The 17,368-nt window shown below is 56.8% G+C and carries 10 protein-coding genes; all 10 read left to right on the forward strand.

The window, feature by feature from the left end; all coding sequences use genetic code 11:
- The first annotated feature begins 1 nt into the window (after position 1).
- Positions 2–382 (forward strand): hypothetical protein, encoded by a 381-nt coding sequence (locus E4P32_RS19015; RefSeq protein ID WP_135008764.1) that lies wholly within the window; start codon positions 2–4, stop codon positions 380–382.
- Positions 383–540: 158 nt separating this feature from the next.
- Positions 541–1,095 (forward strand): hypothetical protein, encoded by a 555-nt coding sequence (locus E4P32_RS19020; RefSeq protein WP_135008765.1) that lies wholly within the window; start codon positions 541–543, stop codon positions 1,093–1,095.
- Positions 1,096–1,271: 176 nt separating this feature from the next.
- On the forward strand, positions 1,272–1,532 hold the full coding sequence (locus E4P32_RS19025) for a hypothetical protein (RefSeq protein WP_348533519.1): 261 nt from the start codon (positions 1,272–1,274) through the stop codon (positions 1,530–1,532).
- Positions 1,533–1,926: 394 nt separating this feature from the next.
- Positions 1,927–3,090, forward strand: a complete 1,164-nt coding sequence (locus tag E4P32_RS19030; protein ID WP_116435857.1) for a two-component system response regulator — start codon at positions 1,927–1,929, stop codon at positions 3,088–3,090.
- A gap of 33 nt (positions 3,091–3,123) precedes the next feature.
- Positions 3,124–7,512, forward strand: coding sequence for a response regulator (locus E4P32_RS19035; protein WP_116435858.1), 4,389 nt, complete (start codon positions 3,124–3,126; stop codon positions 7,510–7,512).
- A 63-nt stretch (positions 7,513–7,575) separates the two neighbouring features.
- Positions 7,576–9,306 carry a methyl-accepting chemotaxis protein gene (locus tag E4P32_RS19040; protein ID WP_116436038.1) on the forward strand — a complete coding sequence of 577 codons (1,731 nt, stop codon included), beginning with the start codon at positions 7,576–7,578 and terminating at the stop codon, positions 9,304–9,306.
- Between the two features lie 76 nt (positions 9,307–9,382).
- The gene (gene cysC, locus E4P32_RS19045; protein WP_116435859.1) at positions 9,383–9,955 is read left to right on the forward strand and encodes an adenylyl-sulfate kinase; all 573 of its coding nucleotides are present in this window, start codon (positions 9,383–9,385) and stop codon (positions 9,953–9,955) included.
- Between the two features lie 189 nt (positions 9,956–10,144).
- The gene (locus E4P32_RS19050) at positions 10,145–13,708 is read left to right on the forward strand and encodes an autotransporter domain-containing protein (protein ID WP_116435860.1); all 3,564 of its coding nucleotides are present in this window, start codon (positions 10,145–10,147) and stop codon (positions 13,706–13,708) included.
- Between the two features lie 17 nt (positions 13,709–13,725).
- Positions 13,726–15,822 (forward strand): tetratricopeptide repeat-containing sulfotransferase family protein, encoded by a 2,097-nt coding sequence (locus tag E4P32_RS19055; RefSeq protein WP_116435861.1) that lies wholly within the window; start codon positions 13,726–13,728, stop codon positions 15,820–15,822.
- Complete coding sequence (locus E4P32_RS19060) at positions 15,819–17,003, forward strand: branched-chain amino acid ABC transporter substrate-binding protein (protein WP_233526726.1); 1,185 nt, start codon at positions 15,819–15,821, stop codon at positions 17,001–17,003. The genes E4P32_RS19055 and E4P32_RS19060 overlap by 4 nt, the downstream gene beginning before the upstream one ends.
- Positions 17,004–17,368: the final 365 nt, after the last annotated feature.

Raw genomic sequence — 17,368 nt, forward strand, 5'->3', positions numbered from 1 at the left:
CATGGAAAAATTGACCGTTATCTCAGTTGAACCATTTACACCAGGTGATGAAAGTGCCTCCGTCACGGTAAGTAGCGGCAGTCATGAAATCGTAGCGTTTTGTTGGCCCTGCAGCCTTAGTGTCGGTGACATCATTGAAAATCGACTATCTATTCTAGACGGAAATGCCGTAGCTACTTACCTTGCAGATTGGCCGGAAGATGAAAAAACGGCTTTATCGTCGGAATGGATTGAGCGTACCGAAAATTATTCTTACCGGGGACGTGGACGTGTGATTGACGAGTCAGACGGCCTCGTCGAAGTGAGGGGATTTGTGATTGATTTTGGGGATATTTTAGGTCAAGGGCATGTCGATTTCGAGATTAACCGCCTTGATATCTGACGTTAGTCTGCCCTTGCACAGGAAACTGTCCTTGCCCTTCTCGGACGGCCGCTACCGGCCAGAAGCAGACTTTGGTCGTGGTCGTGTATTGTTCTGGCACTTGTTCTAAGAATTCCTCTTTTTAATCATTCTGTTTTGACACTCATTTTTATTTAACGATGAAACTTATTTTCTCCATCGCGCTTACCGCTGCGGTAATCACATCGATTGTTGCGACCGCTTCGGCGGCCCAGCCTTCTTCGCAAGTTTTGTCCTCAAACGAAATTGCAGCTAAGGCGGCGGTCACGCCTCCATTTTCAGAAGAACGAAATGCGGCAGTCGGTTTTGTCGCAACCCAGAATTTTTATATAGGACGTATGGCGTTGACATGTAAGCCACTACTGGGACAGCCAGATTCGTTTCCTTCGGATATGGTCGCCAAATGGCGGACAGCAAACGGGCAATACGTCCGTGCTATGACAGTTTATTTATCCGATTTAGTCAAATCCATTCCCGACCCCACAGGCGCCAAGGACTTCGTGAATTACATCAACAATACTGTCCAACGCAACGGTCAGGGTGCGGTCAATGACGCTATTAAGGGGACAGATGAAGAACGGAAAACGGCTTGCATGCAGTTCGTCATAAATTTTGCAGATGGCCGTTTAAACATTACAGAAAAATCCCCATTTTTTGCAACTTTGCAAAACTTGGCTAGCGAATACGGCCGATGAGAGCGTCCCTATGGGTGTTAAAGGGCCTCTGTTTCGACTTCGTGAGAGCACTCGCGATTCTTTGCATGCGTCAGTTTTCGCAAATAATCCGTTGCCCCCAATCGGCCAAGCGCGGACGCTCACGATAAACCGGGTATGCCAATATTCAGGGGGCTTTGTTGGAAAAGTACATAAGGGTGCAGTGGCTACACGATTTCGAATCGGAGCCTGTGATGATATACGTCGAACTCGACGAAAATCGTAATGAACTCCGCAAGGTTGAAGTCTACCGCGACGGCCATCATGATTTTTCCGATGGTTCTAGGTCAACAGGGAATACTAAGCTCAGTGAAGAGCCAATCCCTCCTATCCTGGATATCAATCAGGATGCGCAGTTTGAAGCCTCTCCGATACAACAGGAAGAGTTCGAAGCTGTATGGAAAAACGCTTTGGTTTAATGAAGTCGAAATGGTCCGCTATCGGCCAATAGCGGACGTCTAGGCCTCGTAAAAATCCGTCTTCATGAAAAAAACGAGTTCGAGCGTGCGGGGGAGATCATGTTTTTCATGGGAAATTATTTTGTTTGCCTCCATGAGATAGCGCTAAGAATGCAGCTACAGCGGGTTGCGGAGATCAGAAGACACCCAAACATCCGACACACATAAATAAAATTTTCAGATATGTCGCTGAACAAGCTATGAAGCAACTGTTGTTCTGCTACATTACTTGTAACCAAGCTTGCAATAATCAACCTCAGCGGTTAACAGCCAGTAACGTAGGTGATGAAGGATGCTGGCGAAACACGCAACATCAACATAACAAATAACAGCCGCCCCTGTACCGGAGCAAGCCATGGAACCTGCACTCGAGTTTTCCCGCAAGCCGATCATTCTAATTGTCGACGACAGCCCGGACAATCTGTTGCTGATGGCCAATCTGCTCAAAGAGGGCGACCGGTACGTCGTCAAGATCGCCAACAATGGCGAGAAGGCCTTGCGCATCGTACAGTCCAATCCATTGCCTGACCTGATCCTGCTCGACATCATGATGCCCGGCCTGTCGGGGCACGAAGTGGCGCAGGTCCTGAAGAGCGACCCGCACACACGGGACATCCCCATCATCTTCCTGACCGCGATGGCATCGACTGCCGACGAGACGCGTGGACTTACGATGGGTGCTGCGGACTACATCACTAAACCCATCAGTCCACCGGTCGTGCTGGCGCGCGTGGAGACGCAACTCAAGGTCAAGGCGGCGGCAGATTTCCTGAAAGACAAGAGCGACTATCTGGAGCAGGAAGTCGCCCGGCGCACACTCGAAGTCCTGGCCATTCAGGATGTGACCATCCACGCGATGGCCTCGCTGGCCGAAACACGCGACAACGAAACGGGCAACCACATCCGCCGCACTCAGTACTACATGAAGATATTGGCCGAGCATCTGCGCGACCATCCGCGCTTCCGTCATTTTCTCGATGATGAAACGATCAAGCTGCTGTTCAAGTCGGCGCCTTTGCACGACATCGGCAAGATCGGCATTCCCGACCGGATTCTGCTCAAACCGGGCAAGTTCACGCCGGAAGAATTCGAAATCATGAAGACGCACACCACCCTTGGGCGCGATGCGATCGCGCATGCCGAGCAACAACTGGGCATGAATGTCGAATTTCTGCATCTCGCAAAGGAAATCGCCTACGGCCATCAGGAAAAATGGGACGGCTCCGGCTATCCCGAAGGCAAAGCGGGAGACGACATCCCCATTTCCGCGCGGCTCATGGCGGTGGCGGATGTCTACGATGCCCTGATCAGCCGGCGCGTTTATAAAAATGGCATGTCGCACGACGAAGCCGCACGCATCATGCGCGAAGGACACGGCAAGCATTTCGATCCCGACGTCTGCGATGCTTTCTTCGCCTGCGTGGATCAATTTCGGGCGGTCGCGGCACAATTCGCCGATTCCGATCACGACATGGCGCAAAAAGCCGCCGCCCTGCAATTCATTTCCGGTGCCGAATGAATTTTCCGCTGACTGCATGACATGGGAGCTCGCATGAGTTCGGCTTTTCAGATCCTGGAGCGCTTGCCGCTTCGTCATAAGCTGGTAGTTGGTTTTGTGTCGCTGTTGCTGTTTTCCCTTGCCCTCGGCATTCAAAGTCTGCAAACGCAGGCCGACCTGAGCAGGGACCTGAAGCGGCTGCAGGAAGAAGGCATCATCGGCATCGCCAGGGTGCAGGAGGGCAGAATCCATTTTGCACACATGGTGCTTGCGGCCCATCGCATCGTCAGTGCGGAATCGGTGGGAGAACGCGACGAGGCCGTGCAGGAAATGGACGATGCATACCAGTACGTCCAGCAAGCTATTCAGTCGACCCGCCCGACGCTATTCAAGTCGGACAATGTCGAACGTCTGGACCAGTTCGAGATACTCCTCTCCCGCATGCGGCGGACCATGTCGGAGGCGCTGGATCTCTCCAAGCAAGGCATGCGACGCGAAGCCGCATCGCTGGTCGAGAGCATCAGCTTCAAGGAAGTCAACCGCAGCGCCGATAGGCTGCTGGCGGAAATTGCCACCGTCAAAGAGTTTGGCGTGCGCGACACGGCGGTGAATGTCCAGACTTTCGCCTTTACCCGCAACGTATTGACGTACGCCCTGCTGCTCGGAGGACTGGTCCTGGCGCTGGCCTTTTCCTGGTTGATCAGCAGATCCATCAGGCGCCCCATCAACCGGGTCAGAATCGCGGTGGAAGAGCTGGCCGCCGGCAAGCTGCACCTGGATATCCCGCATACGGATTATCAGAACGAGACCGGCGATCTGGCCCGTGCCATCGCTTCCTTGCAGACCGAATCAATCCAGCTCGAGGCCCAGCGCTGGATCAAGTCGCAGGAAGCCATGATTCAGTCAGCACTGCAGCAGGCGGACTCACCGGAAGAACTGGCGGCACTGTTCTTCCAGCATCTGGCCCCGCTGCTGCATATCGGCCAGGGCCTGCTCTACCGCTGGGACAGCGCACGCGAAGTACTGACCCTGGCGGGCGGCTACGCCGTCAGCGGCGATCACGCACCAGCCGGAAAAATCGAACCGGGCGTCGGCCTGCTCGGCCAATGCGCCAGAGACCGGTTGCCCAGAACAATGCAGCAGGGTGGCGACGGCGCTTGGCACATCCACTCGGCGCTTGGCGAGATTGCCCACAGCGAGATCATGGTGCGACCAATTCTTAATGGCGACAAGCTGGCAGGCGTGCTGGAGCTCGCCTGCTTCGAGACGGCAGACGACAGCGCCAGGTCCTTGCTGGAAGAAGTGTTGCCGCGTCTCGCCATCAGCATGGAGATACTCGATCGCTCCCTGACCGTACAACATCTGCTGACGCAGTCACAGGAGCAGGCATCGCGTCTGGAAGAGCAGGCGACCGAACTGGAAGCTCAGCAAGCCGCTCTCAAAGAGACGGAAGCCTGGTTTCGCGGTGTGGTGGAGTCGGCCCCGGACGGCATGCTGGTGGTCGATGAACACGGCAAGATCATTCTCGCCAATACTCAGCTTGACGGTTTGTTTGGCTATGAGACCGGCGAACTGCTCGGCCTGTCCGTGGAACAATTGGTGCCGGCCTCGGTTCGTCCCCGTCATGCCGGGCTGCGTAAAGGTTTCACTAGAGAAGAGGGCACCCGACAGATGGGCGGAGGCCTGATGGATCTGCAGGGTGTTCGCAAGGACGGCAGCCTGTTCTCTGTCGAAATCGGTTTGGCTTCGTTGCCAGCAGTGGGCGAATACGGTCAGTGCGTTTGTGCGTCGGTGCGTGACACGAGTGAGCGCCGCGCCATGGAGGCCAAGGTTCAGGAAAGTGAAAAACGCATGCGCCGGGTGCTCGACAGCAGCCCCGTGGCCATGTCCATCGAACGGCAAGACGACCGTTCGCTGATCTATTGCAACCGGCAGCTGGAAATCCTCACGGGCATGAGCGCGGATGAATTGTTTTCCCGGGACAAGGCATCCGGCTTGTGGGCCGATGACGGATGCAGGCAGCGCTACGCGCAGGCGATTTCCGCCGGCGATGTTCTCAATTTTGAAGCCGGCTTCCTCCGCCCTGACGGTTCGGTCGTGGAGGTTCTGCTGAGCGCCATCCAGGTGCCGCTGGCGTCCGGCGACATTACGGTCGAATGGTATTACGACATCACCGATCGCAAGCGCGCCGAGGAAGAGGTCCGCCGCGCCAAGGAGATTGCCGAGGGCGCCACCCGCGCCAAGAGTGAATTCCTCGCGAACATGAGCCACGAAATCCGTACGCCGATGAACGCCATCATCGGCATGAGCCATCTGGCGCTGTCCACGCAGCTGGACAAGAAACAGCGCAACTATATCGAGAAGGTCCATCGTTCTGCAGAAAATCTGCTGGGAATCATCAACGACATTCTTGACTTTTCAAAGATCGAAGCCGGCAAGATGACTGTGGAGCGCATCGATTTCCGGCTCGAAGACGTGATGGACAACTTTGCCAGCATGGTCGGTCTCAAGGCCGACGACAAAGGGCTTGAATTGCTGTTTGACAGCCCGTCGGATATACCGACTGCCCTGATCGGCGACCCCTTGCGACTGGGTCAGGTGCTGATCAACCTCGGCAACAATGCCACCAAGTTCACCGAAAACGGAGAGATCGTCGTCGGCATCAAGCAAGTTTCCGTGACGCCGGATGAGGTGGAGTTGCATTTCTGGGTACGAGATACCGGGATCGGCATGACGCCGGAACAATGCAGTCGCATGTTCGAGTCATTCAGCCAGGCCGATAGCTCGACGACCCGCAAATACGGTGGGACGGGACTGGGTCTGGCCATCTCCAAGCGTCTGGTCGAGATGATGGACGGCCGCGTCTGGGTGGAGAGCGAACATGGAAAGGGCTCGACTTTCCACTTTCATGCGCGCTTCGGCCTTCAGCGCAATGCTGCGCCGCGTCGCATGTTCAAGGCGGAAGAGCTGCTCGGTCTGCGTGTTCTCGTGGTGGATGACAACGCCAGCGCGCGCGAGATCCTCTCGACCATGGCGCGCAGCTTTGGGCTGGAAGTGGACATGGCCAGCAGCGGCAGCAAGGCACTACATCTTCTGAAGGATGCCGAGCGCAGGGAGCTGCCTTACGATCTTGTCTTGATGGACTGGAAAATGCCGGGAATGGATGGCGTGGAAACGGTACTCCAGATGAACGCGGGCGAGATTCGTTCGGTACCTTCGGTCATCATGGTTACGGCTTTCGGCCGCGATGAGGCACAGGAAGAAGCTGCGCGCATGCAGGTTCGGCTGTCGTCGGTGCTGACCAAACCGGTCACGCCGTCCACCTTGCTCGAGGCAATCGGCGAGGCGCTGGGCAAAGGGGTCGTGACCGAGACCCGCTCCACCGAACGGCATGATCAAAGCGCCGGCAATGTCGCGCTCCTGGCCGGCGCTCGCGTACTGCTGGTGGAAGACAATGAAATGAATCAGGAGCTGGCCGGCGAGTTGCTGACGGCCGCCGGCATCTCCTTCATGCTTGCAGAAAACGGCCAGCAAGCGCTCGATATTCTTGCCGGCGACGAAACCTTCGATGGCGTGCTGATGGATTGCCAGATGCCTGTCATGGATGGATATACGGCGACGCGCGAGATCCGTCAACAGCCCCGGTTCTCCCGATTGCCCGTCATTGCAATGACCGCCAACGCGATGGCCGGCGACCGAGAACAGGCAATTGACTGCGGCATGAACGACCATATCTCCAAGCCGCTGCATGTCGCGACGATGTTTACAACGATGGCGAAGTGGATACGTCCATCCTCTCCTCGATCGACGACGCCGCAAACGGAACGGCCGGAAAATAAGACCGCAGAGTTTCCATCGCTTGCCGGAATTGATCAGGCGGCCGGCTTGGCTACCTGCATGGGAAAACCGGATCTGTATCGTCGCATGCTGCTTAAGTTTCAGGAATCGCAGCAAGGCTTCCCGCAGTCCTTCGCCGATGCGTTGGCGGCCGGCGATCTGACAGTCGCCACCAGGCTCGCCCATACCTTGCGGGGTACCGCCGGAAATATCGGCGCGATGACGCTTGCCCAGTCTGCCGCAGACCTGGAGGCCGCCCTCCAGCAGACGGGGGGCGATGTCACATGGGCGCCTTTGTCGGCGACCGTCAACGATAAGCTGCGTACCGTTTTAGCGGGGATCACGCAACTCGGATCTGCTCCGGATTCTGGCGCGGCGCTGGTCGCAACTACGATCTCCGGACCGCGATTCCAGCAATGCCTTGATGAGCTCAAACGTCTGCTGGCCGACAGCGACGCAGCTTCGCTGGATTCGCTGAGCGAACTGGAAGGCATTGTTGCCGGAAGCAGCGAGGCAATTCAGTTGCGCGAGGTCGCGGCGAAGATTGAAACCTTCGACTTCGATGAAGCTTTGGCCTTGCTTAACACCGTGTCTTTCGTGCGATGAACATGCTTTGTCATCGACCAGAAATGATCCGATAAATATATTTTTAATCAACAGGGGATGGTCATGACAATTTCAAAAAAGCTTCACCTTCTGATTTTTTCCGTGCTTCTGGGATTGGTTATTCTGACGGGGATCAGCGTATACCAGATCGACAGAGTCAATCGGGCCGCCAGTTATGCAACGGTCAAAACGGTTCCCAGCATCCTCACCATACAGGATGCCTCTGACGCCGCATATTCCATTCGGGTAGCGCTGTGGAAGTACATTGCCGATGCCGATCCTGCGGTAAGAAGCTCGACGGAAAAGGCGATGAGTGCGGCACACGTCAAAGTCATCGAGGCATTGAACAAGTACGAAAAAGAAAATATCGCAGACAAGAACGATGCCGAACTGCTGCGCGCTGCCCGTGAGACGTTTGCCGTTTATGAAAAGCAGCGAGAAATCGTCATGGCTGTGGCTGCAGCCGGGAAGATAGAAGAAGCGATGAATTCGATGCTGGCGTCACAAGGCGCCGTCGACAAGATGATGAACGCCTTCGCAGAACAAAAAAAGTACAACGAAAAACTCGGAAAGCAAGGCGCTGAGACGGCGACAGCAACCATGCAGAACGCCAATATTCTCGCGGTTCTCGTCAGCGTGATAGTCGCTTTGGTGGTGGCAATAACCGGCTTGATGCTGTCCCGGAAAATAGTGAGATCGCTTCTTGAAGCCGTCAACGTCGCAAAGGCAGTTGCCGACGGCAATTTGACGATGAATATCCGGGTGACCTCCAAAGACGAGATAGGTCAGCTGATGCAAGCCATTGATCAGATGAATAGCAGTCTTGTCGCCATCGTCAGCGATGTCCGTCTTAGCGTGAACACGATCACTGCAGCCTCCAGTGGGATTGCGTCCGGCAATATGAATCTTTCCGTTAGAACAGAACAGCAAGCAGGGTCACTGGAAGAAACAGCGTCCGCGATGGAAGAACTGACTTCCACTGTTAAGCAAAATGCCGACAATGCCCGTCAAGCCAATGAGTTGGCGGTTTCCGCTTCCGAGGTGGCCACCGAAGGGGGTAATGTCGTCAGCCAGGTAATCACCACCATGGACACGATCAATACTTCTTCACGCAAGATCGTGGACATCATCAGCGTCATCGACGGCATCGCCTTCCAGACCAACATCCTCGCACTCAATGCGGCGGTAGAAGCTGCCCGTGCCGGCGAGCAGGGCCGCGGCTTTGCAGTGGTCGCATCCGAAGTGCGCAACCTTGCGCAACGCAGCGCGACTGCAGCCAAGGAAATCAAGACGCTGATTGATGACTCGGTCTCGACCGTCGAGAACGGTAGCAATCTGGTTGCGCAGGCCGGCGCCACCATGGAGCAAGTAGTCACCAGCGTGCGCCGAGTTACCGATATTGTCGGTGAAATCAGTTCCGCCAGTGCCGAACAAAGCAGTGGTATCGAGCAGGTGAACCAGGCTATTACCTCGATGGATCAAGCGACCCAACAAAATGGGGCGTTGGTCGAACAAGCTGCCGCCGCCGCGCAGTCGTTGCGGGATCAGGCGCAACATCTCGAAAAGACGGTCAGCGTGTTCAAACTTGACCCTGAACGTGGATCCGCCAATGGCTTCGCTCACGCCGCCGCGCCCACGACCCCGACTGCCGCGATCCGCAAGACAACCGTGGATATCACGCCCAAGCCTGCACCGATCCAGAAAAACACTGCACCCAAGCCTGCGCTTCCGAAATCTTCCGCTCAGAAGGACATCGCCGAAAAAGACGGCAGCGGATCCTGGGAGGAATTCTAAGGCGCGCGATGTTGGCAAAGTGGAATGAACAACTTACGCGTGCACTCTGATTGATCTTTTACGAGATATCCTGCCCATGGATACCACCGCTCAAAAGTCCTGCTGTTACTGGCTCACAGGTTTGTCCGGGGCTGGAAAATCAACGATCGCAAACCTGATCGATGAAACTTTGCGCGCTCAGGGCTATCGATCCTTTGTGCTGGACGGCGATCAATTGCGGCTTGGGCTGAACAATAATTTGTCGTTCACCAAAGCTGACCGATCAGAAAACGTGCGTCGCATCAGCGAAGTCGCCAAGCTGATGGTAGAGGCCGGCCTGGTTGTTGTTGTAAGTGCAATTTCCCCATATGAAGATGATCGCCAGGCGGCCAGGCGGCGTTTTCGCAATGACGAATTCTTCGAGGTGTTCATCGATACGGATATCGAGGTCTGCATGGAGCGAGATCCGAAAGGATTGTATCGGCGGGCCAAGGCAAAGGAGATTACACACTTTACAGGCGTAGATGATCCCTACGAACGACCGACTCATCCTGAATTTCTGATCGGTACCGACCTGCTTTCAGCCAGGGCGGCAACTGATCAAATCGTTAAGCATTACCTCGCGCTGAACACATCAACGGGAGTACAGCCGGGTCGCAACGTTCGTTAACGGCAGGGCGTGAATCAGCGGGATGACATCGTTTTTGCAGCAAATCAATAAATGATGGTAATACTCCACGCAATTCATTGGTTTAGGGTATGTGTCTTCTGCGTAACATGCCTATATCGCGGATGACTGTTGGGATACAACGAATTCGCTGCGGAGACGTAATTAACTCCCTCGTAGAAGGGTATCGATATGAAATATCCCGGATCCATGAACCATGTATACCGCCTGGTCTGGAGTGAAGTTCAGGATGAATGGGTTGCGGTCGCCGAGGTTTCGCGCGGAGGCGGCAAAGGACGCAAGCGTGTTCTCACCATCCTGATTGCGGCGACGCTGGCAAATACAGCCGTGGCTGCTCCTCCGGCCGGAGTGACCGTCAACGGGGGCACCGAAGGTGTGGAATACACATTCGACGCGAGCTCGCCGCAGAACATGACGGTGTCAGCGCCTATCAACACGAGCGGCGTCACCGCCATTGTCACCGACGGCACAGCCACACTTGGCACGCTGACCAATGATGGCGTCATCAACAGCACCGGCAATGTCTACGGCGTCAGCCAAGGTGGCGCGCTGGGGACACTGACCAACAACGGCACCCTCAGCGGCGGCAACACTTCGGGAGGGGGGGCGCTCAACAACACCGCCGGCATCGGCACGCTGACCAATAGCGGCGCCATCAGCGGCACTTACTATGGCATCAACAACTCCGGCACGATCACGACACTGACCAACGACAGCGGCAAGACCATCAGTGCCACCGACGGTTCAAACGGGGTGGCAGTCAACAACAGCGGCACCATCAGCACGCTGAACAACAGCGGCACCATCAGCGCAACTCAATCCGGTATTGTCAATGCTGGCACCATTACTACGCTGCTCAATAACGCCAGCGGTGCTATCAACGCGAGCAACAATGCCATTGTAAATACCTTCGGCGGCAGGATAGATGCCCTGACCAACGACGGCACCGTCGATGGCGGTAGTAACGCCATCTTCAACCACGGCTCCACCGGCGGACCGAGCAACGCCGTGATCGGTACGCTGACCAACAATGGCACCATCAATTCGGCCGGGACCGCCATCACCAACGACGGTATGATCACTACCCTGGTCAACAACAGGACTATTTCGGGTGGATTTGTCGGCATTTCCAACGACCTGTCAGGGACGATAGGCTCGCTGATCAACAATGACACCATCAGCGGTTCGCCCAGCGGGCTGAGAGGCGCGGGCATCGTTACTGGCGGCAGCATTGGCAGCCTGCTCAATAACGGCGCCATCAGCGCCGATGCAATCGGCATTCTCGTCAATTCCGGCGGCGCGATAACCGGACTCACCAACAACGGCACCATCAGCGCCAGCGAAACAAACCTCAGCAATGCCAGCACCACATTTGTATTAACTCGTTTCGGTATCAGTAACGGCGGCACGATCAGCACGCTGACAAATTTGAATACCCGGGTCATCAGCGGCAGCGACACAGGGCTCAGCAACACCAGTACGATCACCGCGTTAGGCCATATCGGCCTGAACAATACCAGTGCGATCGGTACCGTGACCAATAGCGGCATCATCAGCGGCAGCAATACCGGCTTCGTCAACAGTGGAACGGTCACCACGCTGAACAATACCGGCCTCGACAACTCGGGGACGATCACTGTGCTGACCAATGACGGCACCATCAGCGGCAGCGACTCCGGTCTCAACAACACCGGAGCAATCGGTACGCTGACAACTGCTGGCATCAACAACACCGGGACGATCACCGCGCTGAACAATAACGGCACAATCAGCGGCAGCAATACGGGTCTCACCAACACGGGAACAATTACCACGCTAACCCCTACTGCCGGTATCAACAACGCCGGCGCCATCAATGCGCTGACCAATGCCGGTACCATCAGCGGCGGCGATATCGGCATCAATAACACCGGCACGATAGGGCCGCTGACCAACAGCGGCACCATTACCGGTGCCGTCAATGCTATCTACAATGACACTGCCGGCGCGATCGGTCCGATTACGAACTCCGGTGTGGTTGCCGGCAATATCCAGAACCTCAGTACGCAGAATCTGACCTTCAATGGCGGCACCGGTACGACCTTCGGCACCCTGACGGGTTTTGGCGGCGGCAGCACGATCGGCACGATCACCAACGTCAACTCGAATATCATATTCGGCTCAGGCAACCTGCTGCTGAACGACAACATCAACGTCGGCGTCAACGCGGTGAACAATACCGGCACCGCTGTGCTGCAGGTCAATCAGCCGGTGATCATCACCGGCAACTACAACCAGGGGGCCGGTGCAAGCCTGCAGATCGGCGTCGCCGCTGGCGCCACAACGTTGGGCGCGATCACCGACACGGGCTACGGCAGATTGATCGTGACCGGCGACACCACAATTGCCGCAGGCTCATCAATACGACTGCAGTCAAACGGCTATGCCTTCGCCGCCGGACAGCGTTACGTGGTGGTGGATACCGCCGGCACCGCCAACTACAATGCGGACACGCTGCGTTACTCGATCAATGGCAATTCAGGCACCGTGACCGGCTCGGTCGTCGCCAACGGCGCCAATAGCGATCTGGTGCTCAACGTACAGGGCGTCGCGCCAACGCCAGAATTTGCGACTGCACCGAATGCCATTGCGTCTCTCCGCGGTTTGTTGCGCTACACCGGTATCAGCAATGCCGGGCTGCTGAATCTATACAACGCCACACTGGGTTCGCTAAGCCAAGGTTCGGTGGCGAGCGCCAATCGCATCGGCAAACAATTGGCGCCTGCCCAGGCCAACTGGGCGCCAGACGCGCCTTTCTTTCATGCTCTGGACATGGTGGGCGAACACGTTGACGGACTTCGGCGCGCGGAGGACGGCGGCGACGACGGTGTCGCAACCGGCGAAAGTGCAGTTCAGCGGACCATATGGGGCCAGGCCTATGGCGGCCATGCGCGCCAGAGTGAGCGCGATCAGGTGGATGGCTATGGTGCCAATTACAGCGGTCTGCTATTTGGGGTGGATCAGGCGATCAACGACGGTTGGCGCGCCGGCGGCGCGTTCAGCTACAGCAATACCGCGATCAACAATACGGGGGACACCTCCGGCAGCGACACGCGCGTCGACGGCTACGGTTTGATTGCTTACGCGAGTTATGACGGTAATCCTTGGTACGTGAAATACTCCGGCGCAGCGGTGCAGCAGCGCTACAAGACTCGCCGGGCGATCAGCCTCCCGGGATTTTCAGACTCGGCTTCGGGTAGTTTCAACGGCCGGCTGTATGTGGCGCGTGCCGAGGCCGGCTATCCGCTGGCACTGGGCAATGCAACACTCACGCCGCTTGCCGGCCTCATGTATAGCTACCGGACGCAGGCCGGCTACACGGAGAACAGCAGCAACGGCGCGGCCCTGGCGGTGAGCTCCGCGCATGCCGGCTCTCTGAAAAGCGCACTGGGCGCAAAACTGGAGCAGGACTTCACTACCAGCTACGGCAAACTTGTATTGAGTGGCCGTGCGCAGTGGATCCATGAATATCGCGACACCCGGCAGACGGTGGGCGCCAGCTTTGTCGGCGACGCCACCGGACAGACAGCGTTCACGACGGTGAGTGCATCGTCGGTGTCGAACCTCGCAGATATTTCACTTGGCGCCACGCTGCAGCGTTCCGACAATCTGAGCCTGGCGCTGCGCTACGATCTGCAGGCCGGCCGCGGCTTTTTGTCGCAGACAGCGTGGCTGCGCCTGCGCAAGCTGTTCTGAGCTGTTCTAAGCTGTTTATGCCTCTTATGTCCACCTTACCCGATCAGACAATCCTGACTATTGCAGAAGCAGTCAGCCATGCCCATGCCCACTGGAACGCCGGTCGTGCGGATCAGGCTGGCCAGCTCTGCCGCCAGGTGCTGGTCGTCTGGCCGGGTCATGCCGATGCGCTGCATCTGCTGGGCTTGATGGCGCTCGCGCAGGGGCAGCTCGATACGGCAATTACGCATCTGCAGCAGGCGTGCATGGATTCCAGGGCACCTGCGATCTATTTCAGCAATCTCGCAGAAATGTACCGCCGCAAAGGACTGCTGGCCGATGGCGAGGCAGCGGCCCGTCAGGCCGTGACGATGGACCCGGAGCAGACGTCCGGTTGGAACAACCTGGGTATCCTTCTGCAGGAGGCGGGCAAGTTTGAAGAGAGTCTCGACTGCCTTGAGCGAGCGATCGCGCTCCGGCCCGACTGGGCGCAGGCGCATAACAATCTGGCCAACACTTACCGCCGTCTGGGCCGGATGGATCGCGCTGCGCAGCACTATCGGCAGGCGCTTGCGCTGCTTCCTTCCTATGCAGAGGCGCATAGCAACCTGGCCTTCCTGTTGTCCGCGCAGGGCGTTCACGATGAAGCCGTTGCGCATGCTCAGCAAGCCATTGCCATCGAACCCCATTTCATCGATGCCTATCTGAACCTGGCTGACGCGGAAATTTCTCGCTGTCGTCATGACGCGGCATTGCGCGCACTCGACCTGCTTTCCGCCTTTGCGCCTCAACATCCTGCCTCGCTGATTGCACGCGCTAAGGCGCTCAACCGGAGCGAGCGCCTTGACGAGGCGCTCGGTTTTGCGCGCCAGGCGGTGGCCTTGGCGCCTGGTAACGCCGAAGCGCACCACACGCTCGCCATGGTGCTTCAATCTTTGGGACAGACTGAAGAGGCGCTCACGCAATTCGACCAGGCGGCGCAACTGCCGGGTACGGTCGCCGAGGCGGCGCTGGTCGGACGCGCCGTTCTGCTCACTGAAGCCGGCCGCAACGACGAAGCAGGCGCAGCCTTTGAACAGGCGCTCAAAGCCTTCCCGAGGTCGGTAAAGGTGCTGGCCGGAAGGGCCGACGCCAGGACATTCAGAGCCGGCGACCCTGATATCGGTACCCTGGAAGATTGTGTCGCCGAAGGCGAGCGCAGCTCTTTGTCCGATCGGATCTCGGCCCATTTCGCACTCGGAAAGGCCTATCTTGACACCGGGGATGCGGCACGGGCGTTCCATCATCTCGACCAGGGCAACCGACTCAAGCGCGCGACGTTTTCCTATGATGCCGATGCGATCAGTCGCTGGGTGTCGGACATTGAAAAAATCTTCACGCCCGAACTGTTCGAGAGAGCAAGCGACAGTCATGCAGGGTCGGCATTGCCAGTTTTCATCGTCGGCATGCCACGCTCAGGGACCACGCTCATCGAGCAGATCCTGTCGTCGCACTCGCAGGTGACTGGCGCCGGCGAGTTGTCGGCGCTACGCTTGGTCACAGAGAGCGCCGGGGCGTTCCCGGCCAGCGTTGTCAACATGACAGAAGCGGACTTTGCCGGGCTGGGACAGGCATACCTGCAACGTACCGAAGTGCTGGCGCAAGGGCGTGCGCGTCTGGTGGACAAGATGCCGGGGAATTTCATGTATGCAGGATTGATTCCGCTGATACTGCCGGGCGCACGTATCATTCACGCCCGGCGCAATCCGGTCGACACCTGCCTGTCGTGCTACACCAAGCTGTTCGCCGGCGAGCAGCCATTCGCCTATGACCAGTCCGAGCTGGGGCGATTCCATAGCGACTATGAGCGCCTGATGACGCACTGGCGCGCGGTGCTGCCTCCCGAGCGTTTCATCGAAGTCGACTATGAGGCCGTAGTTGACGACCTGGACGGCGAGGCGCGCCGTCTGATCGCCTTCCTTGGTTTGCCCTGGGAAGATGCCTGCCTGAGTTTCCATGACAATCGCCGGGTCGTGCGCACGGCCAGCGTCAATCAGGTGCGCCAACGGATCTACAAAACTTCGAAGGGGCGCTGGCATGCTTACGCAGCCCATCTTGAACCGCTGCTCAAGGCGTTGGAGATCGATACGCCATGAATAAGTTGAGCAATCATTTGGGGGAATACATGCGCAAAGAAAAAGCCAGATCCATTTTATTTCACGCGACGATCATTTTTCTCTCGATCACCCTCGGCATGACAACGATCGCATCGGCAACAGAGCCTGAGCAAACTGCGCTGGTTGGCGTGATTGGTCCTGTCAGCCAGCCACGCTGGAAATCCACGCTCGATGGCGTGCAGTTTGCCGTCGAGCGGATCAATCAGCAGGGGCTGCGCATCGACGGCAAGAACACCATCCTCAAACTGCTCATCATTGACGACAAGAACGACAAGAACCTCGCCGTTCTTGGCGCCCATGCCGCCGTGAAAGCAGGCGTCGTTGGCGTGATCGGACACCTGACCACCGATACAAGCATCGCGGCTTATCCGGTCTACAATGCCGCCGGAATTCCTCAGTTGTCACCGACGGCGGCAGGACGGGAATTCACCCAGAAAGCTTACGGCAACGTGTTTCAGATGCTCGGACACAGCGGCCACACCGGTCAGTATCTGGCTCTGGAAGCGACCAAGACCCTGCATGCGCAGCGCATCATGCTGGTCGATAACAATACTGTTCTCGGACGAGAGCTTACGGCCAGCTTCGGAGCTGCCGTGACCAGCGGAGGTGGAGTGATCGTCGACAGTGATCGGATCAGCGCCAAGACCTCTGATTTCAACGCAACCATCGCCAAGATCCAGCAGGCCAAGCCCGACCTGATTTTTTTTGCGGGAGTCAACCCGCAAAGTACCGCCTTTGCCGTCCGTTTGCAGCAAGTCGGTGTGCGTGCAAATCTGTTGTTGGCAGGCGGCGCGACCAATCCGGAATTTCCCGACAATACCGGCGACTACCCTGAAGGAACGTTGATGTTGGCAGGAGGGAGGCCCGTCGATAAAGCTCCTGATTTCAAGCGTCTGGAGAAAAGCTACAAAGAGAAATTCAGCTCCCCGTTGATTCCTTTCACTTGGTTCTCCTACGATTCGGTGAGCGCCTTGATCGAAGCCATGAAGCTTGCAAACTCAATTGAGCCAAGCCAGCTTTCAGTCGCCTTGCACAAGATTCAATTCAAGGGCATGTCAGGGACCGTTGCCTTCACTTCTGACGGCAGCGCGCAGTATCAGGCATACACGCTATATCTTGCCCAGCAACGCCGTTGGAAAGTTATCAATACTTTGCCATGAATTAATTTGATCGTCCTCTGTGCGGTCGCTGATTGTCACGTCAACGCATACGTCATGGATTCGATAGAAATCCAGATGAATTTTACGGACGTCGTGGATGGGGATGTCCGCAATCGGCCAAAAGCGGACGTTCCCGCCCAAAGAAAAAGCCTGCTAAAGCGGTTTTTTTCATGTGCAGACCTCCTGATAACAAGTCAGAACTAGATTTCATTAAAAGCAAATATCTGGATCTTTTTTTGCTCTGCAATCAATGAAAAGACACACCTCTCACGAAATAAAAAAGATTGCGTTTTGGTTCGCGGGTGTCACCTCGCTGTGACATGAACCCTCAAGAACGAGCAACTCCAAGAGCAGCCTAGTTCTGC

Source organism: Herbaspirillum sp. 3R11 (assembly GCF_004563925.1).
Classification (GTDB): domain Bacteria; phylum Pseudomonadota; class Gammaproteobacteria; order Burkholderiales; family Burkholderiaceae_D; genus Herbaspirillum.